The sequence below is a fragment of the Acidovorax carolinensis genome (assembly GCF_002157145.1).
Lineage (GTDB): Bacteria > Pseudomonadota > Gammaproteobacteria > Burkholderiales > Burkholderiaceae_C > Acidovorax > Acidovorax carolinensis.
The window spans coordinates 407788-433581 of record NZ_CP021361.1 but is presented as its reverse complement, the minus strand read 5'-3'; the positions used below and the strand labels follow the sequence as shown (position 1 = coordinate 433581).

At 65.2% G+C, this 25794-nt stretch carries 22 protein-coding genes; 14 read left to right on the top strand and 8 right to left on the bottom strand.

The genetic code is table 11. The features are described 5' to 3' along the window. Positions 1–92 precede the first annotated feature (92 nt). From CBP34_RS02115 to CBP34_RS02090, 6 genes are all read left to right on the top strand, one after another. Positions 93–554: a MarR family winged helix-turn-helix transcriptional regulator gene (locus tag CBP34_RS02115; RefSeq protein WP_094097150.1), complete on the top strand. Its 462-nt coding sequence runs from the start codon at positions 93–95 to the stop codon at positions 552–554. Between the two features lie 69 nt (positions 555–623). Then, entirely contained in the window at positions 624–1040 is a 417-nt protein-coding gene (locus tag CBP34_RS02110) for an organic hydroperoxide resistance protein (protein WP_086911174.1), read from the top strand. Between the two features lie 121 nt (positions 1041–1161). Continuing rightward, a complete protein-coding gene (locus tag CBP34_RS02105) occupies positions 1162–1929 on the top strand; it encodes a metallophosphoesterase family protein (protein WP_086911173.1) in 768 nt (255 codons plus the stop codon). Next, positions 1926–3362: a serine/threonine protein kinase gene (locus tag CBP34_RS02100; protein ID WP_094097149.1), complete on the top strand. Its 1437-nt coding sequence runs from the start codon at positions 1926–1928 to the stop codon at positions 3360–3362. Before CBP34_RS02105 ends, CBP34_RS02100 begins: the two co-directional genes overlap by 4 nt. 196 nt (positions 3363–3558) lie before the next feature. Further along, on the top strand, positions 3559–4599 hold the full coding sequence (locus CBP34_RS02095; protein ID WP_094097148.1) for a serine/threonine protein kinase: 1041 nt from the start codon (positions 3559–3561) through the stop codon (positions 4597–4599). Between the two features lie 317 nt (positions 4600–4916). Then, positions 4917–5165: a hypothetical protein gene (locus CBP34_RS02090; RefSeq protein WP_086911170.1), complete on the top strand. Its 249-nt coding sequence runs from the start codon at positions 4917–4919 to the stop codon at positions 5163–5165. A gap of 238 nt (positions 5166–5403) precedes the next feature. On the opposite strand, the gene htpG is transcribed toward CBP34_RS02090, so the two are convergent. The 6 genes from htpG to CBP34_RS02060 all read right to left on the bottom strand — a co-directional run bounded on the left by htpG (position 5404) and on the right by CBP34_RS02060 (position 13578). Next, complete coding sequence (gene htpG / locus CBP34_RS02085) at positions 5404–7377, bottom strand: molecular chaperone HtpG (RefSeq protein ID WP_094097147.1); 1974 nt, start codon at positions 7375–7377, stop codon at positions 5404–5406. Positions 7378–7514: 137 nt separating this feature from the next. Then, complete coding sequence (locus CBP34_RS02080; RefSeq protein WP_418134714.1) at positions 7515–8315, bottom strand: pseudouridine synthase; 801 nt, start codon at positions 8313–8315, stop codon at positions 7515–7517. Positions 8316–8718: 403 nt separating this feature from the next. Continuing rightward, positions 8719–11052 (bottom strand): putative bifunctional diguanylate cyclase/phosphodiesterase, encoded by a 2334-nt coding sequence (locus CBP34_RS02075; RefSeq protein ID WP_094097146.1) that lies wholly within the window; start codon positions 11050–11052, stop codon positions 8719–8721. Beyond that, positions 11049–11651 carry a methylamine utilization protein gene (locus CBP34_RS02070; protein WP_094097145.1) on the bottom strand — a complete coding sequence of 201 codons (603 nt, stop codon included), beginning with the start codon at positions 11649–11651 and terminating at the stop codon, positions 11049–11051. Before CBP34_RS02070 ends, CBP34_RS02075 begins: the two co-directional genes overlap by 4 nt. A gap of 47 nt (positions 11652–11698) precedes the next feature. Next, positions 11699–12592 carry a DUF4394 domain-containing protein gene (locus CBP34_RS02065; RefSeq protein ID WP_094097144.1) on the bottom strand — a complete coding sequence of 298 codons (894 nt, stop codon included), beginning with the start codon at positions 12590–12592 and terminating at the stop codon, positions 11699–11701. A 263-nt stretch (positions 12593–12855) separates the two neighbouring features. Next, complete coding sequence (locus tag CBP34_RS02060; RefSeq protein WP_094097143.1) at positions 12856–13578, bottom strand: Crp/Fnr family transcriptional regulator; 723 nt, start codon at positions 13576–13578, stop codon at positions 12856–12858. Positions 13579–13846: 268 nt separating this feature from the next. Between CBP34_RS02060 and CBP34_RS02055 the strand changes: the two genes are divergently transcribed. From CBP34_RS02055 to CBP34_RS02020, 8 genes are all read left to right on the top strand, one after another. Further along, the gene (locus tag CBP34_RS02055; RefSeq protein ID WP_094097142.1) at positions 13847–15781 is read left to right on the top strand and encodes an AMP-dependent synthetase/ligase; all 1935 of its coding nucleotides are present in this window, start codon (positions 13847–13849) and stop codon (positions 15779–15781) included. An 18-nt stretch (positions 15782–15799) separates the two neighbouring features. Further along, the gene (locus CBP34_RS02050; protein WP_094097141.1) at positions 15800–16585 is read left to right on the top strand and encodes an ABC transporter ATP-binding protein; all 786 of its coding nucleotides are present in this window, start codon (positions 15800–15802) and stop codon (positions 16583–16585) included. Between the two features lie 16 nt (positions 16586–16601). After that, the gene (locus tag CBP34_RS02045) at positions 16602–17531 is read left to right on the top strand and encodes a branched-chain amino acid ABC transporter permease (protein ID WP_086911163.1); all 930 of its coding nucleotides are present in this window, start codon (positions 16602–16604) and stop codon (positions 17529–17531) included. A gap of 118 nt (positions 17532–17649) precedes the next feature. Next, positions 17650–18726 (top strand): branched-chain amino acid ABC transporter permease, encoded by a 1077-nt coding sequence (locus CBP34_RS02040; RefSeq protein ID WP_086911162.1) that lies wholly within the window; start codon positions 17650–17652, stop codon positions 18724–18726. Between the two features lie 123 nt (positions 18727–18849). After that, on the top strand, positions 18850–20178 hold the full coding sequence (locus CBP34_RS02035) for an ABC transporter substrate-binding protein (RefSeq protein ID WP_094097140.1): 1329 nt from the start codon (positions 18850–18852) through the stop codon (positions 20176–20178). Between the two features lie 220 nt (positions 20179–20398). Beyond that, positions 20399–21211, top strand: a complete 813-nt coding sequence (locus CBP34_RS02030; protein WP_094099018.1) for an ABC transporter ATP-binding protein — start codon at positions 20399–20401, stop codon at positions 21209–21211. Between the two features lie 217 nt (positions 21212–21428). Beyond that, positions 21429–22676, top strand: a complete 1248-nt coding sequence (locus tag CBP34_RS02025; protein WP_086926440.1) for a phenylacetate--CoA ligase family protein — start codon at positions 21429–21431, stop codon at positions 22674–22676. A gap of 243 nt (positions 22677–22919) precedes the next feature. Then, complete coding sequence (locus tag CBP34_RS02020) at positions 22920–23906, top strand: tripartite tricarboxylate transporter substrate-binding protein (protein ID WP_094097139.1); 987 nt, start codon at positions 22920–22922, stop codon at positions 23904–23906. A 156-nt stretch (positions 23907–24062) separates the two neighbouring features. On the opposite strand, the gene CBP34_RS02015 is transcribed toward CBP34_RS02020, so the two are convergent. Both CBP34_RS02015 and CBP34_RS02010 read right to left on the bottom strand, forming a co-directional pair. Next, positions 24063–24380 (bottom strand): DUF1840 domain-containing protein, encoded by a 318-nt coding sequence (locus CBP34_RS02015; RefSeq protein WP_086911158.1) that lies wholly within the window; start codon positions 24378–24380, stop codon positions 24063–24065. Continuing rightward, complete coding sequence (locus CBP34_RS02010; RefSeq protein ID WP_094097138.1) at positions 24341–25660, bottom strand: class I SAM-dependent methyltransferase; 1320 nt, start codon at positions 25658–25660, stop codon at positions 24341–24343. The genes CBP34_RS02015 and CBP34_RS02010 overlap by 40 nt, the downstream gene beginning before the upstream one ends. Positions 25661–25794 lie beyond the last annotated feature (134 nt).

The following is a 25794-nucleotide window of genomic DNA, read 5'->3' as shown; positions in this document are numbered from 1 at the left end:
ATGGCGCGGCCAGACCCCGGAAACCCCTCCTTCCGAGAAGACTTTTCCCAATTTAATTTCACACAATTTAATTGCCAGCAATAATTCACCCCATGCCACGCAAGCCATCGCCCCTGTCACCCAGCCCCGCCGCCCTGCAACTGGACAACCAGGTGTGCTTTGCGCTGTATTCCGCCTCGCTGGCGATGACCAAGCTGTACAAGCCGCTGCTGGACGCCATTGGCCTGACCTATCCGCAATACCTGGTGATGCTGGTGCTGTGGGAGGGCGATGGCATCACGGTGAGCGCCCTGGGCGAGCGCCTGTACCTGGATTCAGGCACGCTCACCCCGTTGCTCAAGCGGCTCGAAACATCGGGGCTGATTGCCCGCCTGCGCGATGCCGAGGACGAGCGCCGCGTGCGCATCAGCCTGACGCCCGCGGGGCGGCTGCTGCGCGATGCCGCCGAACGTATCCCGCCCTGCGTGCTGCAAAGCAGCCAGTGCACGCTGCCCGAACTGGCGGCACTCACCGGCCAGCTCAAGACGCTGCGCGCGCGGCTCAACGCGCCCTGACGCGAAGCAACCGTTTGCTTTTTTCACCACCGTCCCGCGCTGCGGGCATCACCGTCAAAGGAAGACACCATGGCCTCGCTCGAAAAAGTTCTGTACACCGCCCATGCCCACACTACCGGAGGCCGCGACGGCGCCTCGCGCACCGATGATGGCCGCCTGGACGTGAAGCTGTCCTCGCCAGGCACGGCCGGCACCGGCACCAACCCCGAGCAATTGTTTGCCGCTGGCTATTCGGCCTGCTTCATCGGCGCCATGAAGGCCGTGGCCGGCATGCAAAAGATCACCCTGCCGCAGGACCTGGCCATTGACGCCAGCGTGGACCTGGGCAAGGTGGGCGCGGGCTATGGCATTGCCGTGCGCCTGGCCATCAGCCTGCCCGGCATGGAGCGCGCAGCAGCGCAAGCCCTGGTGGATGCCGCCCACCAGGTCTGCCCCTACTCCAACGCCACGCGTGGCAACATCGATGTGACGCTCTCGCTGGTCTGAAGCACCGGGCGTAGCGGCAGGCCGCGGCTCTGCCGACAGCAAACCCGTGAATCCACGGCATGGATTCACAGGCCAGCTCCACCAGCGTCTGGGCTAGGATGGCGTCATCAAGGAGACATTGATGAAGCTGGCGCTGCTGTCAGACATCCATTCGAACCGCCAGGCGCTTGACGCCTGCATGGAGCACGCCCGCGCCCAGGGCGCGCAGCGTTTTGCCTGGCTGGGCGACCTGGTGGGCTATGGCGCCGACCCTGGCTATGTGGTGCAGCAAGCCATGGCGCTGGTGGCAGACGGCCACTGCGTGATTGGCGGCAACCATGACGCCCTGGCCGTGCATCCACCCCAACCGGGCGACAAGGCCGCCAGCAGCGTGGCCGCACATGGAGCGGGCTGGACCCACGAGCATCTCACGCCGCACGAGCGCGCCTTTCTCGCAGCGCGCCCCCTCGTCGCCGAAGTGGGCGGCGTCTTGCTGGTACATGCCAGCGCCGACGCGCCCGAGCGCTGGCGCTATGTGGACAACGAGGCCGTGGCAGAGCAATGCCTGGACGCAGCAACCCAGCGCCCCGGCATCCGCCATGTGTTCTGCGGCCATGTGCACAAGCAAACGCTGTACTACCGGGGCACCGGGCGCGGGCTCATGCGCTTTGCGCCGCAGCCGGGTGTGGCCATTCCGGTGGCACCACGCCGGCAATGGGTGGCCACCATCGGATCGGTGGGCCAGCCGCGCGACGGCGACCCGCGTGCCATGTATGCCCTGCTCGACACCGAGGCCTGGCTGCTGCGCTTTGAACGCGTGCCCTACGACCATGCCGCCGCCGCCGCCGCCATCCGCGCCACCGGTGCCATGCCCGACTACTTTGCCCAGCGCCTGGAGGTGGGCCGATGAAGCTGCTTGAGCCCGGCACCGAGGTGGACGGCTTCACCGTGCTCGAATGCATTCATGCGGGTGGCATGGCCCACATTTACCGCGTCGAATATGCCGTGGGGCCACCCAACCCGGGGTTTCCGCTGGCCATGAAAATCCCGCGCATGACTGCGGGCGATGGCGCCGAGAACATCGTCAGCTTCGAGGTCGAGCTGCAGATCCTGCCCACGCTCACCGGCCCCCATGTGCCGCGCTTTGTGGCCGCAGGCGACCTGGAACGCCTGCCCTACCTGGTCATGGAGTATTGCAGCGGCCACACGCTGCAATACTGGCTGGATGCCGCCGAGCGACCCGACGTGGCAACAATAGCCCGCCTGGGCGCCGCCATGGGGCGTGCCGCGCACAGCCTGCACCAGCAAAACGTCTGCCACCTTGACCTGAAACCCGGCAACGTGCTGTTTACCCACGACGACCATGCCGTGCTGCTCGACTTTGGCCTGTCGTGCCATGCGCACTACCCCGACCTGCTGGCCGAAGAACTGCGCCGCGCCGTGGGCTCGCCGGCCTGGATCGCACCCGAGCAGGTGGTGGGGGTGCGCGGCGATCCGCGCAGCGACATTTTTGCCATTGGCGTCATGCTTTATGAGCTGGCCACGGGCGAGTTGCCCTTTGGCGCGCCCACCACGCAGGGCGGGCTGCGCCAGCGCCTGTGGATGTCGCCCGCGCCGCCGCGCCTGCACCGCCCCGACCTGCCCGAATGGCTGCAGGAGACCATCCTGCGCTGCCTGGAGCCCGAAGCCGCGCGGCGCCACCCGTCGGCCGCGCACCTGGCGTTCGACCTGACCCACCCCGACCAGGTGCCCATCACCGAGCGCGGTCAGCGCCAGCGCGGCCCGGGCCTGCGCACGCATTTCAAGCGCTGGATCAAGGCCGCCGGCATGCACTACCAGCCCAGCCCGCTGCCCACGCGCCAGATCGAGGAAGTGCCCATCGTCATGGTGGCGGTGCCCCACGACGACGTGACCGACGCCACCATGTATTCGCTGCGCCAGGCCGTGGGGCGCTCGCTGGGCATCCGGCCCGGCGCGCGGCTGGCCTGCGTCACCGTGATCTCGCCCGCAGCCAGCAGCAGCACCGACAGCGAGCGCAGCGAAACCGCCGTGCACCGCCAGCACCGCGCGCGGCTCAAGCAATGGGCCGAGCCCCTCGATCTGGCGGGCCACAGCGTCAGCTACCACGTGCTCGAATCGGGCGATGTGGCGCACGCGCTGGTGCGCTACGCCGAGGGCAACCAGGTCAGCATGATGATTCTGGGCGCCGCCACGCACGGCCTGCAAACCCAGCGCTTCATCGCCACCGTGCCCATGCGCGTGGCGCGCGATGCGCCCTGCACCGTCATCCTGGTCAAGCAGGCGCTGCCCTTTGCCCAGCTGGCACGCGAATACAGCGAGTAAGCCGCCACGCCGCTACGGCCCGGCGCGCCAGCAGCCGCATCTCATTGCCGCGAATCACTATCAAAACAATAGCTATTAGCGCAATCACAGAAAGCGCTACAGGCCATTTTTACCCAGAAATGCCACCACGAACGGCGCCCGCCATGCACGCGGTAGGGCCACAGCGCCTGCACCGCAGCCCGGCGACAATGGACCGATGAATATTTCCCCCGAAACGCCTGGCCTGCACGCCTTTGCCACCCTGACGCCCGACGTGGTGCTGGACGCACTGGCCACTGTGGGCCTGTATGGCGACGGCCGGTTGATGGCGCTCTCGTCTTACGAAAACCGCGTGTACCAGGTGACGCTGGAGGACGGCGAACGCGTGGTCGCCAAGTTCTACCGCCCTGGCCGCTGGAGCGAGGCGCAGATACTCGAAGAACACGCCTTCGCCGCCGATCTCATGGCGGCCGAGGTGCCCGCCGTGGGGCCGCTGGTGCTGGCGGGGCGCACGCTGCACCCGTTCGGTGGCTTCGTGTTCTCGGTCAGCCCCTGGCGCGGCGGCCGCCAGCCCGAGCTGGACGACTTTGAAGTGCTCGAATGGATTGGCCGCTTCCTGGCGCGTATCCACACCGTGGGGGCGGCGCAGCCGTTCACCCACCGCCCGCCGCTGGACTTGCACAGCTTTGGCTCGGAGCCGCACGACTGGCTGCTGGCCCACGAGCTGATCCCGCTGGATGTGCAGTCGGAGTGGCGCAGCGCCTGCGAACAGGCACTCTCGCTGATCGGGGGCCACACCCACCTGGCGCATGGCCCCGACCGCCTGCACCTGAAAGACGCCACCATGCTGCGCCTGCACGGCGACTGCCACCCCGGCAACATCCTGTGGACGCCGCTCGACGAATGGGGGCGCGGCGGCCCCCACTTTGTTGACCTGGACGACGCACGCATGGGCCCGGCCGTGCAAGATTTGTGGATGCTGCTGTCCGGCGACCGGCGCCAGCGCACACACCAGCTCGGCGCCCTGCTCGATGGTTACGAACAGTTCCGCTCGTTCGACCGGCGCGAGCTGGCGCTCATCGAGCCGCTGCGCACGCTGCGCCTGATCCACTACAGCGCCTGGCTCGCGCGGCGCTGGCAAGACCCGATCTTCCCCATCAACTTCCCCTGGTTCGGCAGCAGCGACTACTGGCGCGGCCAGGTGGACATGCTGCACGAGCAGATCGAGGCCATGCAGGAAGAACCGCTGGTGGCGTGAAACGGCCACGGCGGTAGGGCTGTCAGGCGCAATGCCATATAATCACCAGTTCGATAAAGCCATGATTTCATAATGGCGCGCTATAAAACGACAGCCCAGTCCGCGCGCCGCCTCTTTTGAATGGCCTTGCGCCTGTGTGCCGGTTGCTCCCAATGACCGGCCACCAAAGTTTCACTCTGGCATGTGCGACTTTTTTTCAGGTGCGCTCCGGGTTCCCCGCAAGGGTTGACACCCAGGATCGATCCACCCGGCCCTCCCCACGGGCCATTTCTCTTGCCTTTTGATTGACGCCGCGCATGAGACCGCGGCCCCTTACCATGACCCACTCCCACACCAACACGACCGTTGGCAAATACCTTGTTTCCCCGCTGACCCGGCTGCTCGACGATGGCCGCTTCGCGGCTTCTGTCTCGATCCGCTCAGGCTCGGGCAGCGGCACGCACGACCGTGTGCTGCGCCTGGCCACGGTGTTTGCCGACCACACCGCCGCCGCCCACTACGCCACCAGCGAAGGCCTGCGCTGGATCCACCACCGCCACGCCCCTGCCGGCGCCTGCGCGGCCTGAACGCGCCCGGCGCAGCAGCAACCGCTGACCGCATCAAAAAAGCCCCGACGGTGCTTGCACCGTCGGGGCTTTTTTGCGTTTTTGATAGCAGATTGCGCTTACGCAGCAAGCGCTGGAGGCCGATTCAACCTTTCACCCACGCTGGCTGCAGGCAGGCTTGCCTGCCCCGTGCCCGACTTCTTCGCCTCTCAGAACGTGTTCACAATCTCCCAGCGGCCGCGAGATGGTGATCACGTTCTCAGACCAGCAGCGCGTTGACGCGGCGCACATAGGCCGCCGGGTCTTCGGGCAGGCCGCCTTCGGCCAGCAGCGCCTGGTCGAACAGGATGTGGGCCAGGTCGTGAAAGTGCACGCTGCCGTCGAGCTTTTTCACCAGTGCGTGCTCGGCATTCACCTCCAGCACGGGCTTGGTCTCGGGCGCCTGCTGGCCGGCCTGCTTGAGCATGCGGGCGAGCTGCGTGCTCATGCCGTCGTCCTGCACCACCAGGCAGGCGGGCGAATCGACCAGGCGCGTGGTCACGCGAACATCCTCCGCCTTGTCTTTCAGCGCTTCTTTCAGCTTGGCCAGCACCGGCTTGAAGGCTTCGGCGGCCTCTTCGGCGGCCTTCTTCTCGGCCTCGTCCTGCAGCTTGCCCAGGTCCACGGCGCCCTTGGCCACACTTTGCAGCGGGGTACCGTCAAACTCGTGCAGGTAGTTCAGCGCCCACTCGTCCACGCGGTCGGTCATCAAGAGCACTTCGATGCCCTTCTTCTTGAAGACTTCGAGCTGCGGGCTGTTCTTGGCGGCGGCCAGCGTGTCGGCGGTGATGTAGTAGATGGCCTCCTGGCCTTCCTTCATGCGCGCCTTGTAGTCGGCAAAGCCCACGCTGGCGGTGTCGCTGGTCGTGGATGCAAAGCGCAGCAGCTTGGCCAGGCGTTCGCGGTTGCCAAAGTCTTCGCCCAGACCTTCCTTGAGCACCGCGCCAAACTCGGCGTAGAACGCCGTGTACTTGCCTTCCTTGGCCTTGTCGTCGGCATCCACCACATCGGTCACGCCATCGGCGTTGGCCGTGGTGTCATGCTTGTCGTGCTTGGCCAGGTCTTCGAGCATGCTGAGCACGCGCTTGGTGCTGCCTTCGCGGATGGCGCGCACATCGCGGCTTTCCTGCAGCAGCTCGCGGCTGACGTTCAGGGGCAGATCGGCCGAGTCGATCACGCCCTTGACGAAGCGCAGGTAGCTGGGCATCAGCGCCTCGGCGTCGTCCATGATGAAGACGCGCTTGACATACAGCTTCACACCGGCCTTCTTGTCGCGGTTCCACAGGTCGAACGGCGCCTTGGCGGGGATGTACAAGAGCTGCGTGTACTCGGTGTTGCCTTCGACGCGGTTGTGCGCCCAGGTCAGCGGGGCCTCGTGGTCGTGGCTGATGGTCTTGTAGAACTCGGCGTATTGCTCGTCGGTGATGTCCTTCTTGGGGCGCGTCCACAGGGCGCTGGCCTTGTTGATGGTTTCCCACTCGCCGGTCTTGACCATGCCACCGGGCTGGCGGCCGCCGTTTTCATCGCCGGGGGTGATCAGCTCGCCGTCTTTCCACTCTTCCTTTTCCATCAGGATGGGCAGGCTGATGTGGTCGGAATACTTGGCAATGACCTGCTTGAGCTTCCAGGCGTTGAGGTATTCCTCGGCGTCATCGCGCAGGTGCAGGATGACGCTGGTGCCACGCGCGGTGCGGGTGATGGTTTCGACCTCGAAATCGCCGCTGCCGCCACTGGTCCAGCGCACGCCTTCCTCGGCCTTCAGGCCCGCGCGGCGCGACTCGACGGTGATCTTGTCGGCCACGATGAAGCCCGAGTAAAAGCCCACGCCAAACTGGCCGATGAGCTGGGCATCCTGCTTCTGGTCGCCGCTGAGCTTGCCCATGAAGTCTTTGGTGCCGCTCTTGGCAATGGTGCCCAGGTGGTCGATGGCCTCCTGCTCGCTCATGCCAATGCCGTTGTCGGTGATGGTGAGCGTCTTGGCGGCCTTGTCGAACGTCACGCGCACTTCGAGGTTGGGGGCGTCCTCGTACAGCGCGTTGTTGTTCAGCGCCTCGAAGCGCAGCTTGTCGCAGGCGTCCGACGCATTGGAGACCAGTTCGCGCAGGAAGATTTCCTGGTTGGAATAGAGCGAATGGGTGACCAGATGCAGCAGTTGGGCAACTTCGGCCTGAAACGACAGGGTTTGTTTGCTCATGGGAATGTTTCTCGCGTTGGAATCAATGAAATATGCGCGGCAGGGCACAAATGCACCGCTGCCGATACCGGCTGCCGGCAGTTGTGGGCGGGTTGGGGAGTTTCAAGCCCCACGGTGATCTGCGAACCAGCGGGGTCTCAGAACCGCTCGCCCGGCGCCAGGTAGCGCCACTGACCCACGGGCAGGTTTCCGAGGGTCACGCGGCCGATGCGGATGCGCTTGAGTCCCACCACCTTGAGCCCCACCAGTTCGCACATGCGCCGGATCTGGCGCTTCTTGCCCTCGGTGAGCACAAAACGCAGCTGCTCGGGGTTCTGCCAATCGACCTTGGCGGGCTTGAGCGGCTCGCCGTCCAGGCTCAGGCCATGGCGCAGGCGTTCCAGCAACTCGGGCGGAAACACCGCCTGCACATTGGTACTGACAGGATCGCGCTCGTCAATTTCCTGCAGCGGCGCGGAGCGCTCACTGGGATGGCGTGGCACCACCTGACCCGGTGCCTGGTAGACCACGCGCACCAGGTATTCCTTGTCAACCGTGGAGTCCTCGCCAATCAGCTGGCGCGCCACGCGGCCGTCCTGGGTGAGCACCAACAGGCCCACCGAGTCGATATCGAGCCGCCCTGCAGGCGCCAAACCACGCAGTTGCGGCGGCGAAAACCGGTTGCGGCTGGGGTCATCGCGCCAGTGGGTGCGGGGGTTGATGAGCGCCACGGCGGGCGTGTGGCCATCCTCGGCCTGGCCGCTCACATAACCCATGGGCTTGTGCAGCAGGATGGTGACGCGCTGCTCCTGAAAGCCCTGCGCCACCTTGTCCACCTCGATGCGGTCCAGTGGCGTGACCTGCAGCCCCATGGGCGCGACCTCGCCATTGACCTTGACCCAGCCCTGGGCGATCCACTCGTCGGCCTCGCGGCGCGAGCACAGGCCCAGCTCGGCCATGCGTTTGTTGAGGCGGGATGTGCCTGGGTTACCCGCCGTTCCCGCCGCTGTGGTGGCGGGCACCGGCTTGGGCGGCGCCTGGCGCACCGGGACGACATAGGGCGCGCCCGACGACGTGCGGTAGCCCGTGGGCGGAGGGGTTCGTGAGGGCCGCTCCGGCGCGGCACCGCGCCGGGCAGCAGACGGGGCTGGAGGTGCCGGTTTGGCCGTCACAGCGGGGCGGCGCAGCACCGGACGGGGCGCGGGCGCTGGGACGCAGCGCCACCGGCCGCGGAGGCAGGGGCCGCAGCAGGGCCGGCAGGCGGGCGGGAACTGGAAGATGTCATTGCGGGTATTTTCGCCTGCGGGGCGACAAGCCCCTGCATCAGGGGTCGCGAGGGCCCGAAAAGAACGGAAAAAGAGCTTACCCCTGGCGCGCCTGCCAGGCCAGAAAATCATCCACCGGCAAAGGCCGCGCAATGTGATAACCCTGCGCCTCGTCGCACGCCAGGGTGCGCAGGCGCTCCAGAATGGCGGCGGTTTCCACCCCTTCGGCCACCACCGTGAGGCCCAGGTTGTGCGCCAGTTCGATGGTGGAGCGCACGATCATGGCGTCGTCCTCGCCCGACTGCATGCCCATGACAAAGGATTTGTCGATCTTGAGCTCATCCACCGGCAGGCGCCGGAGGTAGGCCAGCGACGAATAACCCGTGCCGAAATCGTCGATGGAGAGCTTGAACCCCTGCTGCGACAGGCGGTTGAGCATGGCCTCGGCGCGCTGGGGGTCGTCCATGATGGCGCTTTCGGTGATCTCCAGGCAAAAGGCGCTGGCCTGCACGCCGTAGCGGACCAGGATGGCCGCCAGCCGCGTGCTGAGCTCAGGATCCAGCAAATCGCGCGTGGACAGGTTGACCGACACGCGCAGCTGCAGGTGCCGCGCCTCTTGCGAAGCCAGCAGGCGGGCCACCTCCTCGAATATCCACAGCGTGAGCTGGCGCACAAACCCCGTCTGCTCGGCAAACGGAATGAAATGCATGGGCGCAACCAGCCCCCGCTGCGGATGCTGCCAGCGCACCAGCGCCTCGGCCGCCAGCCCTGGTTGGCCGTGCAGCGCCAGCTTGGGCTGCAGGTACAGGCGCAATTCGTTGTGCTCTACCGCCCGGCGCAGCTCGGTCAGCAACGACAGGGTCTGGGCGCTCGCCAGATCAAAGGCGGGGTCGTAGCGCAGCGCCCCGCTGAGCTGGCGCTTGGCGGCGTACATGGCGATCTCGGAACGGCTGAGCAGGGTGTCGGCATCGTCGGCATCGCCAGGCCAGCAGGCAATGCCGATGCCGGCGCTCAGGTCAACGCTCTGGTCCTCGAACACCAGCGGTTCTTCGAACGACTGGTGGATGCGGCGCGCCAGCTCGTGGGCCGCCGGGGCATCGGCACCTTGCAGCAGCACGGCGAACTCGTTGCCGCCCATGCGGGCCACCATGTCCTGGGGCGCGCCCACCTGTTCGCGCAGGCGGGCGGCCACCGCCTGCAGCAGCCGGTCACCAAAGGCATAGCCGAGCACGTCGTTCACATGCTTGAAACGGTCAAGGTCCAGCGTCAGCACGGCCAGCGGTTGGACAGCCCCGGCTTGGCCGGAGGTGGCCGCCAGCACGGCTTCCCGAAAGCGCTCGCGGTTGGGGAGCCCTGTGAGGCGGTCCCAGTAAGCCAGCCGCCGAATCTCGCTTTGCTGCGCGCCGATATCCACGCGCATCTTGTCAAAGGAACGCGCCAGGTTGCCGATTTCATCGGCGCGGTCCAAATGTTCCAGTGGCACGTCGTACTCCCCGCGCGAGAGCCGCCGCGTGGCGGCCAGCAACGAGCGCAGGGGGGTTGTCACACGCTGCGCCATCACGCCGTTGCCCATCGCGAACAGCAGCACACCGGCCACTGTGATGAAGGCCAGCAACACCTGCAGCTGCCTATACGGCGCCACGACCTCGTCCACCGAGCGCAGCAGCAGCGCCTGCACCTCGCCCCCCACTGTGTCCAGCGGGCTGACGCGCGCCAGCAGAACGCCCTGGCCCGTATCGAGTTCGCCCGTGGGGTTGCCGCTGCGGCGCAGCAGGGCCAGCGGCTCGGCGGGCAAGGTGCTGACCGGCACGGACAGCCTGCCATCCGATGCTTTCACCAGCAAGGCCACATGCACCGACAGCAGCTGGCGCATTTCGTCGGCCAGGCTCTGGCTGACGGGGAACCCCATCAACACCCAGCCGATGACCACCGGCGCCCGCATGGGCACCATGACGAACTGGTAGGGCATGCCCCCGATCACGGCGATGCGGCTGCCCTGCGGCTGGCTGGCCAGCAGCGGCGCCACCTGCTGCACGGCGGCCTGGAAATCGCCGGCACCGGCGGGTGTGCTCAGCGAGCGCAGGCGCAGCCCGGTGTCGAGCAGCGCGGTGACCTCGGCCCCGATCCGGCTGCCATGATTCTCCAGCACCGACTGGATGGTTTCCTCGTCGCCGGAGTTCACTGCAGACCGGAATCCATAGTCTGCTGCCAGCAAGGCCGAGCCCTGGCGCAGCCTGTCGGCGTTCTGCTCAAGCAACCGCCGCCAGACGTTCTCGTCGGTGTCCAGGGCCCGTGCAATCTGGCCGCGGGCATTCCGGTCGATGGTGGCACGCACCACGGCGAACCCGGCGGCCTGCACCACCAAGAGCAGCAGCAGCGATATGCCGACCAGCCGCACGATCAGGCTGCGCCGAAGCACCGCCAGTTTCAAGGCTGCAACCCCGACATGCGCACCGTCACCGCAACCGCCCCGGTGGCCGGCACGCTCAGCACCTGCTCGAGCGCGGGCGCGCCCACGGGCAGGCGGGCATGCCAGGTGCGCAGCCGGTAGCTGCCCGCCGGCACGTTGTCGATCTGCGCCTTGCCCGTGGCCGCGAGGGTCTGGGCGTAATAGGGGGTGTCCACGACGAGGATCCAGCCCACCATCTGGTCATGGATGTTGCAGCCCAGCACGACCACGCCGGGCTGGTCAAACAGCACGGGGTTGGCGGGGGTGCCGGTATAGAGCTTGAGCTCGAACTTCTTGGCGGGCGAGAACGAATACACATGGTGGCGCACCGTGTCGTGGTTGGGAAAGCGCACCTCCGACCCCACCGGCAGCACCAGCACATCGGGCAGGAACTGCTTTTTCTGCTGCGCCATCTCCAGCCCGGTCAAGGGCCGCACCTGGCGGCGCGCCTGGGCCGACTCCAGAAACACCACGGCATCGCCCAGGGGCTTGCCGGCCGCGTCCTGCACATCGATCTGCACCGTGGTGGCCTGTGCGCCCGCCGCAAGACAGAGCGACAAACCGAGCGCCAGGGGCCGCATCGCGCGCAGAGCGGCGCAGCGCCCCGTTAGTCCCGCCGCGCGCCAGCTCATGGCTCGATCGCCAGGCCAATCAGCGCACGGCCATCGCCGATCTGGCCGAGGTCGGTGGCCTGGCCCGTGGCCAGATCCACCCGGTGCAGGCGGGTGTGCGGCCCGGCCGCCGTGCGCACCGCGATCAGGGCCGTGTTGGCGACGTCGGAAATATCGAAGGCCACATCGGTGAGGGGCCCCAGGCCCAGCGCACCGACGGTGCGCAGCTGCCCGGTGTTGGGCGAGATCACGGGAGTCGCCCCCTCGCGCGAGCCCTGCATGACCAGGGTGCCGAGTGCGCGGTCAATGGCGTAATTGGTGGTGATTTTTTCATCGCGGGTGTTGTAGGTGTAGGCGGCGCCGGCGATGTCGGGCACGCGGCCGAAATGCGGGTCGCCCGCCACGTAGTGCAGCGCCCCATCGGGCTGCACGCCCTCGCGGGCGGGGTCACCGTCCACCTGGGCTCCGGTGTCCGGGTGCAGGCGCAGGTTGCGGCCGGACGGTGTCACCACGCGAATGCGGTCGACCGTCGGGTTGAAATCGAAACCGATCACCGCCCCGTCCAGCGGCAGCACGGCGGACGCAGCCCCCACCGGGTTCAGCGCGCCATTGGCACGGTCCACCGTGTACAGGCGCCCCGAGCGGGACAACACATACAGCACGCCACGGGCCACCCGGAAATCAATGCCAATCAGCGCGTCGCCCGGCGCCAGCCCGGTGACGGGCTTGCGCTCGATCACCCGGCGCGGCTGCGTGGCCACGAACCGGATCAGCTCCTGGGAGTCGGTGATGGCATAGACCATCTCCTGGCCCGCACCGGACTGTGGCTCGGCAACGCCCGCGCATCCCGCCGGCACCAGTGCGGCAGCAACCCAGGCCAGCAGGCGCTGGCGACAACGAAACAAAGGCATCAGACACTCCCACGGATGTAACGGGTTTATACCCGATGCCACCTGCCATCGTGGCAACGCACGGCACCGCGCGGTCCGCGCCAGAAAATCAAAAACAATAGCTGTTAGCGCTTGAACCATAAGCGCTGCAGCACTATTCAACACACAAATCAGAGAAAGCAACGGCCCGACCTGGGCGGCCGCCCAGGTCACTCGCAGGCCTCATCGTTTGTAACAGTGCGCGGGCGCCAGCGTGCCCGGCGCAACCGGCAGGGCGGCTACGCTCAACCCAGGTTGCGCGCAAAGATGCTGGAGCGCAGGGCCGACACATCCAGCACCCTCAGCCCGCCATACTCGATGCGAATGGCTCCCTGCCGCTCCAGCGCAGCCAGCGCCTCGTTGACCCGCTGGCGCGACAGCCCCACCAGATACGCCAGCTCCTGCTGCGTGATGCGCAGCACCTCGCCCACGCCGGGGTACAGCACCGGGTTGAACAGTGAAGCCAGGCTGCGCGCCACCCGCACATCGGGGTTGTTCAACCGGTCGATCTCGCGCGCCGCAATGAACTGGGCCAGGCGCTCGTTGAGCTGGTTCATCACAAAGCGGTTGAACCCGATGGAATGGTCCAGCAGCCAGTGGAAGGTGTCGATCGGCAGCCCAGCCACCACGCTCTTGCGCAAGGCCTGGATGTTGTAGCGGTAAGGCTCGCGCTTGAGCGCGGTGCCCTCGCCAAACCAGCCGCCGGGCGGCACCCCCGTGAAGGTCATGGTCTGGCCCTGGGCGTTGTCACTGCTCATCTTCAGCAGCCCCTCGACCACGCCAAACCAGTAGGTCACCGGCCGCCCGACACGGCAGACAAAGTCGCCCGCCATCGCGTCGCCCACCAGCAGCGAGGCCACGGCGCGCTCGCGCTCGACGTTCTGCAGTGGGGCGAGCCACGGGATGCCGTCGAGTTCCTCCCCGGTGGGCGGGCGGCGGCGCTGGTGCAGGGACAGATCGTGGGTCATGCTCGGGTCTTCAGGGCAAGGGACGATGGACGATGGATGAGGCCACCACGAGCCAGCAGGTACCAATGGCGCGTGTGGCGCAAGACCGGCGCCATACCCGATCGGCGGGGGCACTGAGGGTTCAACCCCATGAGGACTTTCCCGCAAATTGTCGTCCGAAAGACATGGCAACGTCAAAGGCAGTCCTAGCATGCACCCCAATGCACTGCCTCATTACAGTGCGCCCGGCAGTCCCCGGGCTGACACCCCATCATTATTAGGAACCGGAATGAAGACCACGTTCCCGCAACTGCTGCTCAAGCATGCTGCCGAGCGCCCCACGGCCCCGGCGCTGCGCGAAAAAGAATACGGCATCTGGCAAACATGGAGCTGGAAAGATGCCGCACAGACCGTGCGCCTTATGGCCTGTGGCATGGCAGCACTGGGTTTTCAGCGGGGCCAGAACCTCGCACTGGTCGGCGACAACCGCCCCCACCTCTACATGGGCTTCATCGCGGTGCAAAGCATTGGCGGCGTTCCGATTCCGCTGTACCAGGATGCGGTGGCCTCCGAAATGGCTTTTGTGATGGAAGACGCCGAAGTCCGGTTTGTGTTCACCGAAAACCAGGAGCAGGTGGACAAGCTGCTGGAAGTGCGCGAAACCCTGCCGGGCATCGCGCACATCATTTACGACGACCCTCGCGGGCTGCGCGACTATGACCAGCCTGGCCTCATCAGCACCGAAAAGCTCAAGGCCATGGGCGCCGAATGGGACCGCGCCCACCCCGGCGCGTGGGAGGCCATGGTGGCGCAGAACCGGCCCGACGATGTGTCGGTGATCCTCTACACCTCGGGCACCACCGGCAAGCCCAAGGGCGTGTGCCAGACCCACGCCAGCTTCATCGCTTCGGCGCAGGGCGGCGTGGAGGTGGATGGCCTCAACCCCCACGACAACGTCATCTCCTACCTGCCACCGGCCTGGGTGGGCGACCACCTGTTCTCGCTGGCGCAATGGCTGGTGGCGGGCTTCACCATCAACTGCCCCGAATCGGCCAGCACCGTCAGCATCGACCTGCGCGAGATCGGCCCCACCTACTATTTTGCGCCGCCACGGGTGTTCGAGGGCATGCTGACGTCGGTCTCGATCCGCATGGAAGACGCGGCGCCCACCAAGCGCTGGTTGTATGCCAAGTGCATGGCCCTGGCCCGGCGCGTGGGCTCCGACATCCTCGACGGCAAGCCCGTGGGCCTGTGGGACCGCGTGCTGTACCGCCTGGGCGATTTCGCCATCTACGGCCCCCTGCGCAATGTGCTGGGCCTGTCGCGCCTGCGGGTGGCCTACACGGCCGGGGCCGCCATTGGCCCCGATCTGTTCCGATTCTTCCGCTCCATCGGCATCAACCTCAAGCAGCTGTATGGCCAGACCGAGACCTGCGCCTATGTGTGCATCCAGAAGAACCGCCAGGTCAAGCTCAACACGGTAGGCCAGGCCGCGCCGGGCATTGAGCTCAAGATCGCCGACAACGGCGAAGTGCTGGTCAAGGGGGTGTCGGTGCTCAAGGAATACTACAAACGCCCCGATGCCACCGCCGAGGTGATCGACGCCGAGGGCTACTTTCACACCGGCGATGCGGGCGTGCTCGACGAAGACGGGCACCTGCGCATCATCGATCGCGCCAAGGACGTGGGCAAGCTCAATGGCGGCGCGATGTTCGCGCCCAACTACATCGAGAACAAGCTCAAGTTCTTCCCGCAGATCAAGGAAGTGGTGTGCTTCGGCCATGGCCGCGACCAGGTGTGCGCCTTCATCAACATCGACTATGAAGCGGTGGGCAACTGGGCTGAGCGCCAGGGGCTGCCTTATGGCGGCTATGTCGACCTGGCCTCCAAACCGCAGGTGCTGCAGCTGATCGCGGACTGCATTGCACAGGTGAACGCCGACCTGGCCGCAGAGGCCGGCATGGCCGACACCCAGGTGGCGCGCTTTCTGGTTCTGCACAAGGAGCTGGACCCGGACGACGACGAGCTCACCCGCACCCGCAAGGTGCGCCGCAACTTCATTGCCGAAAAATACGCCGTGCTGGTGGAAGCGCTCTACACCGGCAAGACCGAGCAGTTCATTGAAACCCAGGTCAAGTTCGAGGATGGCCGCACCGGCAGCGTGAGCGCCACGCTCAAGATCCTGAATGCCAAGACCCATGCGCCCGCCAAGGTCAGTGCCTGAGACACCGGAAAGCACCCCATGACCCAGAAAAAGATTGGCGACGTCATCCTGGACGTCAAAAACATCAGCCTGCGATTTGGCGGCGTGAAGGCACTGACCGACATTTCGTTCAACGTGCGCGAGCACGAGATCCGCGCCATCATCGGCCCCAACGGTGCCGGCAAGAGCTCCATGCTCAACTGCATCAACGGGGTTTATTCGCCGTCCGAAGGCTCGATCACCTTCCGGGGCAAGACTTTTGATCACATGAACTCGCGCCAGGTGGCCGAAATGGGTGTGGCACGCACCTTCCAGAACCTGGCGCTGTTCAAGGGCATGAGCGTGATCGACAACATCATGACCGGCCGCAACCTCAAGATCAAAAGCAACCTGCTGATGCAGGCGCTGCGCATCGGCCCCGCCGAGCGCGAGGAAATCCGCCACCGCGAATTTGTCGAGCACATCATCGACTTTCTCGAAATCCAGGCCTTTCGCAAAACGCCCGTGGGCCAGTTGCCCTACGGACTGCAAAAGCGCGTGGACCTGGGTCGGGCTCTCGCCATGGAGCCGCAGGTGCTGCTGCTCGACGAGCCCATGGCGGGCATGAACGTCGAGGAAAAGCAGGACATGTGCCGCTTCATCCTGGACGTGAGCGCCGAGTTCGGCACAACCATCGTCCTGATCGAACACGACATGGGCGTGGTGATGGACATCTCGGACCGCGTGGTGGTGCTCGACTATGGCAAGAAGATCGGTGACGGCACGCCGGACGAAGTGCGCAACAACAAAGACGTGATCAGTGCCTATCTGGGCACCAGCCATTAAGGGCCGGAGAAAACACATGGCATTCTTTCTTGAAACCCTCATAGGCGGCCTCATGGCCGGCATGCTGTATTCGCTGGTGGCGCTGGGCTTCGTGCTGATCTACAAGGCCTCCGGTGTCTTCAACTTTGCGCAAGGGGCCATGGTGCTGTTTGCGGCACTGGCCATGGCCCGTTTTGCCGAATGGGTTCCCGCCTGGACCGGCATCGACAACGCGATAGCGACCACCCTGATCGCCTTCGTGATCGCAGGCACCTGCATGTTCCTGGTGGCCTGGCTGATCGAGAAGCTGGTGCTGCGCCACCTGGTGAACCAGGAGGGCGCCACCCTGCTGATGGCCACGCTGGGCATCACCTACTTCCTTGAAGGCCTGGGGCAGACCCTGTTTGGCAGCGACATCTACAAGATCGACATCGGCATGCCCAAGGAACCCATCTTCGTGTTCGATTCGATTTTTGAAGGTGGCATTCTGGTGAACAAGGAAGACATCATTGCCGCCGCCATTGCGGCCGGTCTGGTGGTGCTGCTCAGTGTTTTCTTTCAGAAGACCTCCACGGGCCGCGCCCTGCGCGCCGTGGCTGACGACCACCAGGCGGCGCAATCCATCGGCATTCCACTCAACCGCATCTGGGTGATCGTGTGGTGCGTGGCAGGCGTGGTGGCGCTGGTGGCCGGAATGATCTGGGGCAGCAAGCTTGGCGTGCAGTTTTCGCTCACCACGGTGGCGCTGCGCGCCTTGCCGGTGGTGATCCTGGGCGGCCTGACCTCGGTGCCCGGCGCCATCATCGGCGGACTGATCATCGGCGTGGGCGAGAAGCTCTCGGAGGTGTATCTGGGCCCCTACGTCGGTGGTGGCATCGAGATCTGGTTTGCCTATGTGCTGGCGCTTGTGTTCCTGCTGTTCAGGCCGCAGGGGTTGTTTGGCGAAAAAATCATTGATCGCGTGTGAAACACGTGATCCGCCCGGAGGGTGCTTCGCGCAGCGAAGAATGATTTTTCGGCGCAGGGCATGCAGTGCCCGCAGCCAAAAGATCACCACCCCGAAGGCTCACAAGGAGAAATAAAACATGCTCTACCGCGAAAACGGCCAGTTCAAGACCAGCTACCGGGCCGACCAGGCCATCTTCCCCATCGCGCAAGACCGCATTGCCATCGCCCTCATGCTCGCCGTGGCGTTTCTGGTGGTGCCCATGCTGGCCAGCGACTACATTTTCCGCGCCATCCTGATTCCCTTCGTCATCATGGCGCTGGCGGCCCTGGGCGTGAACATCCTGGTGGGGTATTGCGGGCAGATCTCGCTGGGCTCTGGCGCCTTCATGGCAGTGGGCGCCTATGGGGCCTACAACTTCTTCGTGCGCATCCCGGGCCTGCCCCTCATTCCCGCGCTGATTCTGGGCGGCCTGTGCGCCACGTTCTTCGGCATCCTTTTCGGGCTGCCCAGCCTGCGGGTGAAGGGCCTTTATCTGGCTGTGGCCACGCTGGCGGCGCAGTTCTTCAGCGACTGGATGTTTCTGCGCATCAAGTGGTTTACCAACAATTCCGATTCGGGCTCGGTGTCGGTGAACAACCTGCAGGTGTTCGGCATGCCCATCGAAAGCGCCACCAGCAAATACATCTTTTGTCTGGCGGTTCTGGTGGTCGTCGCCCTGCTGGCCAAGAATCTGGTGCGCGGCTCAGTAGGCCGCGAATGGATGGCCATCCGCGACATGGACGTGGCCGCTGCCGTGATCGGTATCCGTCCCATGTACGCCAAGCTCAGTGCGTTTGCCGTGAGTTCCTTCATCATCGGCATGGCCGGCGCCCTGTGGGCCTTTGTGCACCTGGGCGCCTGGGAGCCGGCGGCATTTTCCGTCGAAGTATCTTTCCGGTTGCTGTTCATGGTGATCATTGGCGGCCTCGGTTCCATCATGGGCGGCTTTTTTGGCGCGGCCTTCATCGTGGTGCTGCCCATCGTGCTCAACCAGTTCCTGCCTGCCCTGGTTGGCATGTTTGGCATCGAGATCTCCACCGCCGGGGTGTCGCACGCCGAACTGATGATTTTTGGTGCCCTCATCGTCTGGTTCCTGATCGTGGAGCCCCACGGCCTGGCCAAGCTGTGGTCCACGGCCAAACAGAAACTGCGGCTGTGGCCCTTCCCGCACTGAAGAGCCGCCGCAGAGGAAACCCCTTACTCGCAATTCCCGATACGGACCGCCTGCATTGACGCGTTAACTGTCCAACCATCTGGTTTTCCCCGTGCTTCAACACATTCATCAAAGGAGACATCCATGAAGCTTTCGAAACTCGTGATCGCCGCTGCCGTGGTCGCTGCAGGTGCGTCGTCCATGACGACCAGCGCCTTCGCGCAAGCCAAGGAGCAGTTCTTCCCGCTGCTGTCGTACCGCACCGGCCCCTACGCACCCAACGGCGTGCCATGGGCCAACGGCAAGCAGGACTACATCAAGATGATCAATGCGCGCGACGGCGGCATCAACGGCGTCAAGCTCACCTTTGAAGAATGCGAAACCGGCTATGCCACCGACCGCGGCGTGGAATGCTATGAGCGCCTGAAGGGCAAGCCCGGCGTGTCGCTGTTCGACCCCCAGGCCACTGGTATCACCTTCGCGCTGACCGAAAAGGCACCCGTGGACAAAATCCCGCTGATGACGCTGGGCTACGGCCTGTCGGTGGCGCAGGACGGCCAGGCCTTCAAGTGGAACTTCCCCTTCATGGGCAGCTACTGGACCGGTGCCGACATCCTGATCCAGCATATCGGCAAGACCGCGGGCGGCCTGGACAAGCTCAAGGGCAAGAAGATTGCGCTGGTCTACCACGACAGCCCGTTCGGCAAGGAGCCCATCCCGCTGCTGCAGGAACGCGCCAGGATGCACGGTTTTGAGCTGCAGATGCTGCCGGTGACCGCGCCCGGGGTGGAGCAAAAGGCTACCTGGCTGCAGGTGCGTCAGAGCCGCCCTGACTATGTGCTGCTGTGGGGCTGGGGGGTGATGAACTCCACCGCCTTGAAGGAAGCGCAAGCCACGGGCTTCCCGCGCGACAAGCTGTATGGCGTGTGGTGGGCCGGTGCCGAGCCCGATGTGCGCGACGTAGGCGAAGGCGCCAAGGGGTACCACGCCCTGGCGCTCAACGGCTACGGTACGCAATCGAAGGTCATCCAGGACATCCTCAAGAACGTGCACGACAAAGGCCAGGGCACGGGCCCCAAGGATGAAGTGGGCTCGGTGCTGTACACGCGCGGCGTGATCATCCAGATGCTGGCCGTCGAAGCCGTGCGCCGTGCCCAGGAGCGCTTTGGCAAGGGCAAGGTCATGACCGGCGAGCAGGTGCGCTGGGGCATGGAAAACCTGGCACTCGACCAGAAGAAACTGGATGCACTGGGCTTCAAGGACCTGATGCGTCCGCTGTCCACCAGCTGCGCCGACCACATGGGCTCCACCTGGGCACGGGTGCACACCTGGGATGGCAAGAAGTTCAACTTCTCGTCCGACTGGTACCAGGCCGATGAGCAGATCTTGAAGCCCATGGTCAAGGCCGGTGCCGACAAGTACTTGGCCGACAAGAAGATGACGCGCCGCGATGCGGCGGACTGCCAGTCTTGAGGACATCCCCCTGAGCGGCTGCGCCGCTTCCCCCTTCCCGAATCGCTTCGCGATTCGGGAAGGGGGACACCACCAGCGCGGCGGGGCGGTCCTTGCGCGGGGGCCCTGGCCTGGGCAGCGGCAGTTTTTACGGCCAGTGATCAGCGGTTGCTCCTGCGGGCAGCCGCCAACCGAAAGGGTTGTGACGCAACCTTTTCGATTGGCACAGGAAGGCAAGACCATGGACTCCAACAGCAATATTGTTCTCAACGTCAACGGCATCGAGGTCATCTACAACCACGTGATCCTGGTGCTCAAGGGTGTCTCGCTGCAGGTGCCGCAGGGCAGCATCGTGGCCATCCTGGGTGGCAATGGCGCGGGCAAGACGACCACGCTGCGCGCCATCTCCAACCTGCTCAAGGGCGAGCGGGGCGAGGTGACCAAGGGCACCATCGAGCTGCGTGGCGAGCGCATCGAAAACCTCTCGCCAGCCGACCTGGTTCAGCGTGGCGTGGTGCAGGTGATGGAGGGACGCCACTGCTTCGCCCACCTGACCATCGAGGAGAACCTGATGACGGGCTCCTACACCCGCACCAGCAAGGCCGAGATCGCGGCCAACCTGGAGAAGGTCTACAACTATTTTCCGCGCCTGAAAACGCGCCGCAGCTCGCAGGCGGCCTATACCTCGGGCGGTGAGCAGCAGATGTGCGCCATCGGTCGCGCGCTCATGGCCAACCCCAGCGTGGTGCTGCTCGACGAGCCGTCCATGGGGCTGGCGCCCCAGATCGTGGAAGAGGTGTTCAACATCGTCAAAGACCTGAACACCAAGGAGAAGGTCACCTTCCTGCTGGCCGAGCAGAACACCAACATGGCCCTCAAATATGCCGACTACGGCTACATCATGGAAAGCGGCCGCGTGGTGATGGATGGCGCCGCCTCCGATCTGGCCAACAACGAAGACGTGAAAGAGTTCTACCTCGGCGTGGGCGGCGGCGAACGCAAAAGCTTCAAGGACGTCAAGAGCTACAAGCGCCGCAAGCGCTGGTTGGCGTGATATGCCCCCTGCGGCGCTTCGTGCATCGGTGCCACCGCCAGAAGCGGTGGCCCGGCGAAGCCGGCTACAGGCGGCGCTGGGACGAGGCCATGGCGGCTTCAACGATGGCATCGCCGATCAACGCAATCGAACACTCCTGATTTCATAGCTGCTTGCGCTTTATGAATAAGCGCCAGAGGCTAATTTCATTGAACCCAACCGCATAGGAACCCATGGCATGAGCAAGTTCTACGACGCCCTGGAAACCCGCGACCCCGCTGAGCGCGAGGCCGCACTGCTCGCCGCACTGTCCACCCAGGTGGCGCATGCGCGCACGCACTCTGCCGCATATGCGGCCATCCTGGCCGATGTGGACCCGGCCGGCATCACCAGCCGTGCCGCACTGGCACGCCTGCCCGTCACGCGCAAGCATGAGCTGCAGGAACGCCAGCAGGCAGGGCGGGGCAACGACGTCTTTGGCGGCTTTGCCACCATCGGCTTCGGTGCGGCCATGCCGCGCGTGTTCAGCAGCCCCGGCCCCATCTACGAGCCCGAGAGCACGCGCCGCGACTACTGGCGCATGGCGCGCGCCTTGTACGCCGCCGGCTTCCGCGCGGGCGAGCTGGCCCACAACAGCTTCAGCTACCACTTCGTGCCGGCCGGCTCGATGATGGAAAACGGCGCCCACGCACTCGGCTGCACGGTGTTTCCGGGCGGTACCGGCCAGACCGAGCAGCAGGTGCAGGCCATGGCCGAGCTGCGCCCCGCGGGCTACATCGGCACGCCGAGCTTTCTCAAGCTGATTCTCGAAAAGGCGGCCGAACTGCAGCAGCCCCTGCCCAGCGTGACCAAGGCGCTCCTGTCGGCCGAGGCCTTTCCGCCGTCGCTGCGCGACTGGTTTGCCGAGCGCGGCATTGCCGGCTACCAGTGCTACGGCACGGCCGACCTGGGCCTGATCGCCTATGAAACCGAGGCGCGCGAAGGCCTGGTGCTGGACGAGGACGTGATCGTCGAGATCGTGCGCCCCGGCACCGGCGACCCGGTGCCCGAAGGCGAAGTGGGCGAACTCGTGGTGACCACGCTCAACCCCGACTACCCGCTGATCCGCTTTGGCACCGGCGACCTCTCGGCCGTGCTGCCGGGCCAGTGCCCGAGCGGCCGCACCAACACCCGCATCAAGGGCTGGATGGGCCGCGCCGACCAGACCACCAAGGTGCGCGGCATGTTCGTGCATCCCGCCCAGATCGCCGCCATCACACGCCGGTTTCCGCAAGTGCTGCGGGCCCGTCTGGTGGTCAGCGGCGAAATGGCCAGCGACCAGATGGTGCTGCAGGTCGAGACGCATGAAACCGCCGAGGGTTTTGCGCGCCAGCTCGCCGAGGTGGTGCGCGAAGTGACGAAGCTGCGCAGCGAAGTGCAAATGGTGGCCCCAGGCACCCTGCCCAACGATGGCCGGGTGATTGAAGACGCACGCAGCTATCGCTGAAACGCTGCCGCCGGCGCGGGTTGAGCCAGCGCAACAACCACGCAAGGTTGCGGCCCGTGCCCGCACAGACGAACAAGGGTTTACCCTTTTTTTGCTATTTTATTGATAGCGAATGGCGCTCGCCACATAAGCACCAGAGGCCAATATTAATAAAATTCATCTCTGACAAACTTTAAGTGCTTTCCTCAATACCCCCTTGACGGAGACTCGTTATCATCGCGCGTCAGATTACAGGAGCATTCCGTGAAAAAGATACTGAAACTCGCACTGGTCGCCACCGCAGCCATCGCAGCACTGGGCGCACAAGCCCAGGACTATCCCGCCAAGGACAAGACCGTCACCCTGGTCGTTCCCTTCACCGCAGGCGGCCCTACTGACCGCGTCGCGCGCGACCTCGCGGAAGCCTTGCGCAAGCCACTGGGCGCCAACGTGGTCGTGGACAACACGGCCGGTGCCGGCAGCTCGATCGGCGCGGCCCGTGTGGCCCGCGCCACCCCTGATGGCTACACACTGCTGCTCAACCACATCGGCATGTCCACCATGCCCGCGCTGTACCGCAAGCTGTCCTTCAGCGTGCCGAATGATTTTGAGTACCTGGGCATGGTCAACGATGTGCCCATGACCCTGATTGCTCGCCCCAACATCCCGGCGAACAACATGAAGGAGCTCACCGCCTGGATCGGCCAGAACAAGGGCAAGATCAATCTGGGCAACGCGGGCCTGGGCGCTGCGTCCCACCTGTGTGGCCTGATGTTCCAGAACGCCATGCAGGTCGAAATGACCACGGTTCCCTACAAGGGCACGGCGCCCGCCATCACCGACCTGATCGGTGGCCAGATCGACCTGCTGTGCGACCAGACCACCAACACCACGTCGCAGATCGAAGGCAAGAAGGTCAAGGCCTTTGCCGTGACGACCTCCAAACGCCTGACCACCCCGGCGCTGAAGGACCTGCCCACCCTGGCCGAGTCGGGTTTGAAAAACTTTGAAGTGACCATCTGGCACGGCCTGTATGCACCCAAGGGAACGCCCGCCGACGTCACCAAGAAAATCAACGATGCCCTGAAAGTAGGCCTGAAAGACCCCGACTTCATCAAGAAGCAGGAAGCCCTGGGCGCCGTGGTGGTGACCGACAAGCGCGTCGAGCCCGCCGAGCACAAGAAATTCGTGCAGGCTGAAATCGACAAGTGGGGCGCCGTCATCAAGGCCGCCGGCACCTACGCCGACTGAGCCTGCCCGGCTTCGTGCCGGTGCGCGACCAGCCGCCTGCCCCTCGGGGCCAGGCGGCTTTTTTATGGGTTACCGGTGCGGCAATGGCACCAGCTGGAGGTGATGCAACGGGCTACTGCTGCGATGAGCGGGAGTGAGCAAAAGCCTCTCGGCCTCTCAGGCGCCCCACACCACGTCGTGCCCCTCGGCGACCGAGCGACGCAGCATTTCGAGAAACGGCGCCGCTCGCTGACGAAGGCGCACTGTGTCCGGGCGCTCCGCGCCATCCTCGTCCGCATCATCCTGCGCATCGGCGGCAAGCGCCTCGTCGGCAGCAACGGCCGCCTCCAGCGCGGCCATGGCACCGGGGATCTGCGCTGCCGTGATGATGCCGCTGGGGCCGGGCGTCTTGCCGACGATCTGAAGGATCTGGCGCCCGTGGGGTTCGAGCATGATCAGATCGGGCGCGGATCGGGACTTGAATTTGTAGAGCATGGCGTGCGGTCCTTGGTGGTGTACATGTAGTCGCGCGTGAACGGATAGACCGATTGTGCGCCGGTCATCGTGCCCGAGCCCATGTTGCCATCGGGTCGCACTGCCAGTATCTGGTGCAAGGCCATCCAGCCGCGCTCAAAGCCCAGGGCGCTGCCTGCCAGATACAGGCGATAGGCCCGCAGCGCCTTGTCCGCGCGCTCCGGCCCAACCTGCGCCAGCAGCACCTGGCGGGCCGGCTCCAGCACGGCTTCCAGCGCATCCGACCAGGCCCACAGCGTGCGGGCGTAATGGGGGCGCAGGTTTTCGGTGTCCACCATCTCCAGCCCAGCCTGCGCCATGTCGTGCAGGACGGCACTGGCGTGCAGCAATTCGCCGCCCGGGAAGATGTACTGCTCGATGAAATCGCCCATGCCGGCGCCCAGTTGCGCGTTGTCCACGCCACCGGCCGTGATGCCATGGTTGAGCAGCAGCCCCCCGCGGCGCAGCAGGTTGCGCACAGTGGCAAAGTAGGCGTTCATCTTCGCCCGCCCGACATGTTCAAACATACCGACAGATGCCACCTTGTCGAAGGGCTCCTGGACCTGCAGTTCGCGGTAGTCGCGCAGTTCGATGCGCACCAGTTCCGTCAAACCGCGCTCCGCAATGCGTTGCTGGACATGCGCGTGCTGGTTACGCGACAGCGTAATGCCCGTCGCGTCCACGCCGTAGTGCTCTGCCGCCCACAGCAGCAGGGCGCCCCAGCCGGCACCGATATCCAGAAAACGCTCACCCGGCTGCAACCGCAGCTTGCGGCAGATCAGATCCAGCTTGGCCTCCTGGGCGCGGGCCAGCGTCATTCCGGGGTCGCAAAAATAGGCACATGAATACACCCTGCGCGGGTCCAGCCACAGCGCGTAAAAATCGTCCGACAGGTCGTAGTGGAACTGCACATGGCGCGCATCGTTCTGGAGCGTGTGAACCGCCATCGATCTGGCGCGCGCGAGCACGCGGCGCCACCACATATGGCTTGGCTCCTGCGCGGGGTTCCCGGTCAGCAGTCCGGCGGCAGCAGCCATCAGCTCGCGCATGCTGCCTTCCAGTGCCACCTTGCCCTCAACGATCGCCGCGCCGACGTTGCCGATTTCACCCGAAGCCAGGGCCAACAGCGCCATGCGATCCCTAAACCGCAGCGTGACCGCCGCGTTGCGCGCGCCCAGCCGCTGCCCCGCAGGCAACTGAACTGCCATGCGGACCGGCAGCGCCTCCAGCCGCCCCTCCAGGATGTGCAGCAAGTTCTTCATGGTGGCGCATTCTTGAATGGGCTCGTTGCTACGTCAACAGCCCCCGACCCGGTGGTGCGCGCCCCAGCCTTCAACCCGGTAGCCATGCCCCGAAATTGCAGCAAGAATTCAACTCTTTTACCTTTGGTTTCTTC

Coding starts and splice junctions, on each gene's coding strand:
- CBP34_RS02115 (WP_094097150.1), top strand. CDS start 93: ATGCCACGCAAGCCATCGCCCCTGTCACCCAGCCCCGCCGCCCTGCAA.
- CBP34_RS02110 (WP_086911174.1), top strand. CDS start 624: ATGGCCTCGCTCGAAAAAGTTCTGTACACCGCCCATGCCCACACTACC.
- CBP34_RS02105 (WP_086911173.1), top strand. CDS start 1,162: ATGAAGCTGGCGCTGCTGTCAGACATCCATTCGAACCGCCAGGCGCTT.
- CBP34_RS02100 (WP_094097149.1), top strand. CDS start 1,926: ATGAAGCTGCTTGAGCCCGGCACCGAGGTGGACGGCTTCACCGTGCTC.
- CBP34_RS02095 (WP_094097148.1), top strand. CDS start 3,559: ATGAATATTTCCCCCGAAACGCCTGGCCTGCACGCCTTTGCCACCCTG.
- CBP34_RS02090 (WP_086911170.1), top strand. CDS start 4,917: ATGACCCACTCCCACACCAACACGACCGTTGGCAAATACCTTGTTTCC.
- htpG (WP_094097147.1), bottom strand. CDS start 7,377: ATGAGCAAACAAACCCTGTCGTTTCAGGCCGAAGTTGCCCAACTGCTG.
- CBP34_RS02080 (WP_418134714.1), bottom strand. CDS start 8,315: ATGGCCGAGCTGGGCCTGTGCTCGCGCCGCGAGGCCGACGAGTGGATC.
- CBP34_RS02070 (WP_094097145.1), bottom strand. CDS start 11,651: ATGCGGCCCCTGGCGCTCGGTTTGTCGCTCTGTCTTGCGGCGGGCGCA.
- CBP34_RS02065 (WP_094097144.1), bottom strand. CDS start 12,592: ATGCCTTTGTTTCGTTGTCGCCAGCGCCTGCTGGCCTGGGTTGCTGCC.
- CBP34_RS02060 (WP_094097143.1), bottom strand. CDS start 13,578: ATGACCCACGATCTGTCCCTGCACCAGCGCCGCCGCCCGCCCACCGGG.
- CBP34_RS02055 (WP_094097142.1), top strand. CDS start 13,847: ATGAAGACCACGTTCCCGCAACTGCTGCTCAAGCATGCTGCCGAGCGC.
- CBP34_RS02050 (WP_094097141.1), top strand. CDS start 15,800: ATGACCCAGAAAAAGATTGGCGACGTCATCCTGGACGTCAAAAACATC.
- CBP34_RS02045 (WP_086911163.1), top strand. CDS start 16,602: ATGGCATTCTTTCTTGAAACCCTCATAGGCGGCCTCATGGCCGGCATG.
- CBP34_RS02040 (WP_086911162.1), top strand. CDS start 17,650: ATGCTCTACCGCGAAAACGGCCAGTTCAAGACCAGCTACCGGGCCGAC.
- CBP34_RS02035 (WP_094097140.1), top strand. CDS start 18,850: ATGAAGCTTTCGAAACTCGTGATCGCCGCTGCCGTGGTCGCTGCAGGT.
- CBP34_RS02030 (WP_094099018.1), top strand. CDS start 20,399: ATGGACTCCAACAGCAATATTGTTCTCAACGTCAACGGCATCGAGGTC.
- CBP34_RS02025 (WP_086926440.1), top strand. CDS start 21,429: ATGAGCAAGTTCTACGACGCCCTGGAAACCCGCGACCCCGCTGAGCGC.
- CBP34_RS02015 (WP_086911158.1), bottom strand. CDS start 24,380: ATGCTCTACAAATTCAAGTCCCGATCCGCGCCCGATCTGATCATGCTC.
- CBP34_RS02010 (WP_094097138.1), bottom strand. CDS start 25,660: ATGAAGAACTTGCTGCACATCCTGGAGGGGCGGCTGGAGGCGCTGCCG.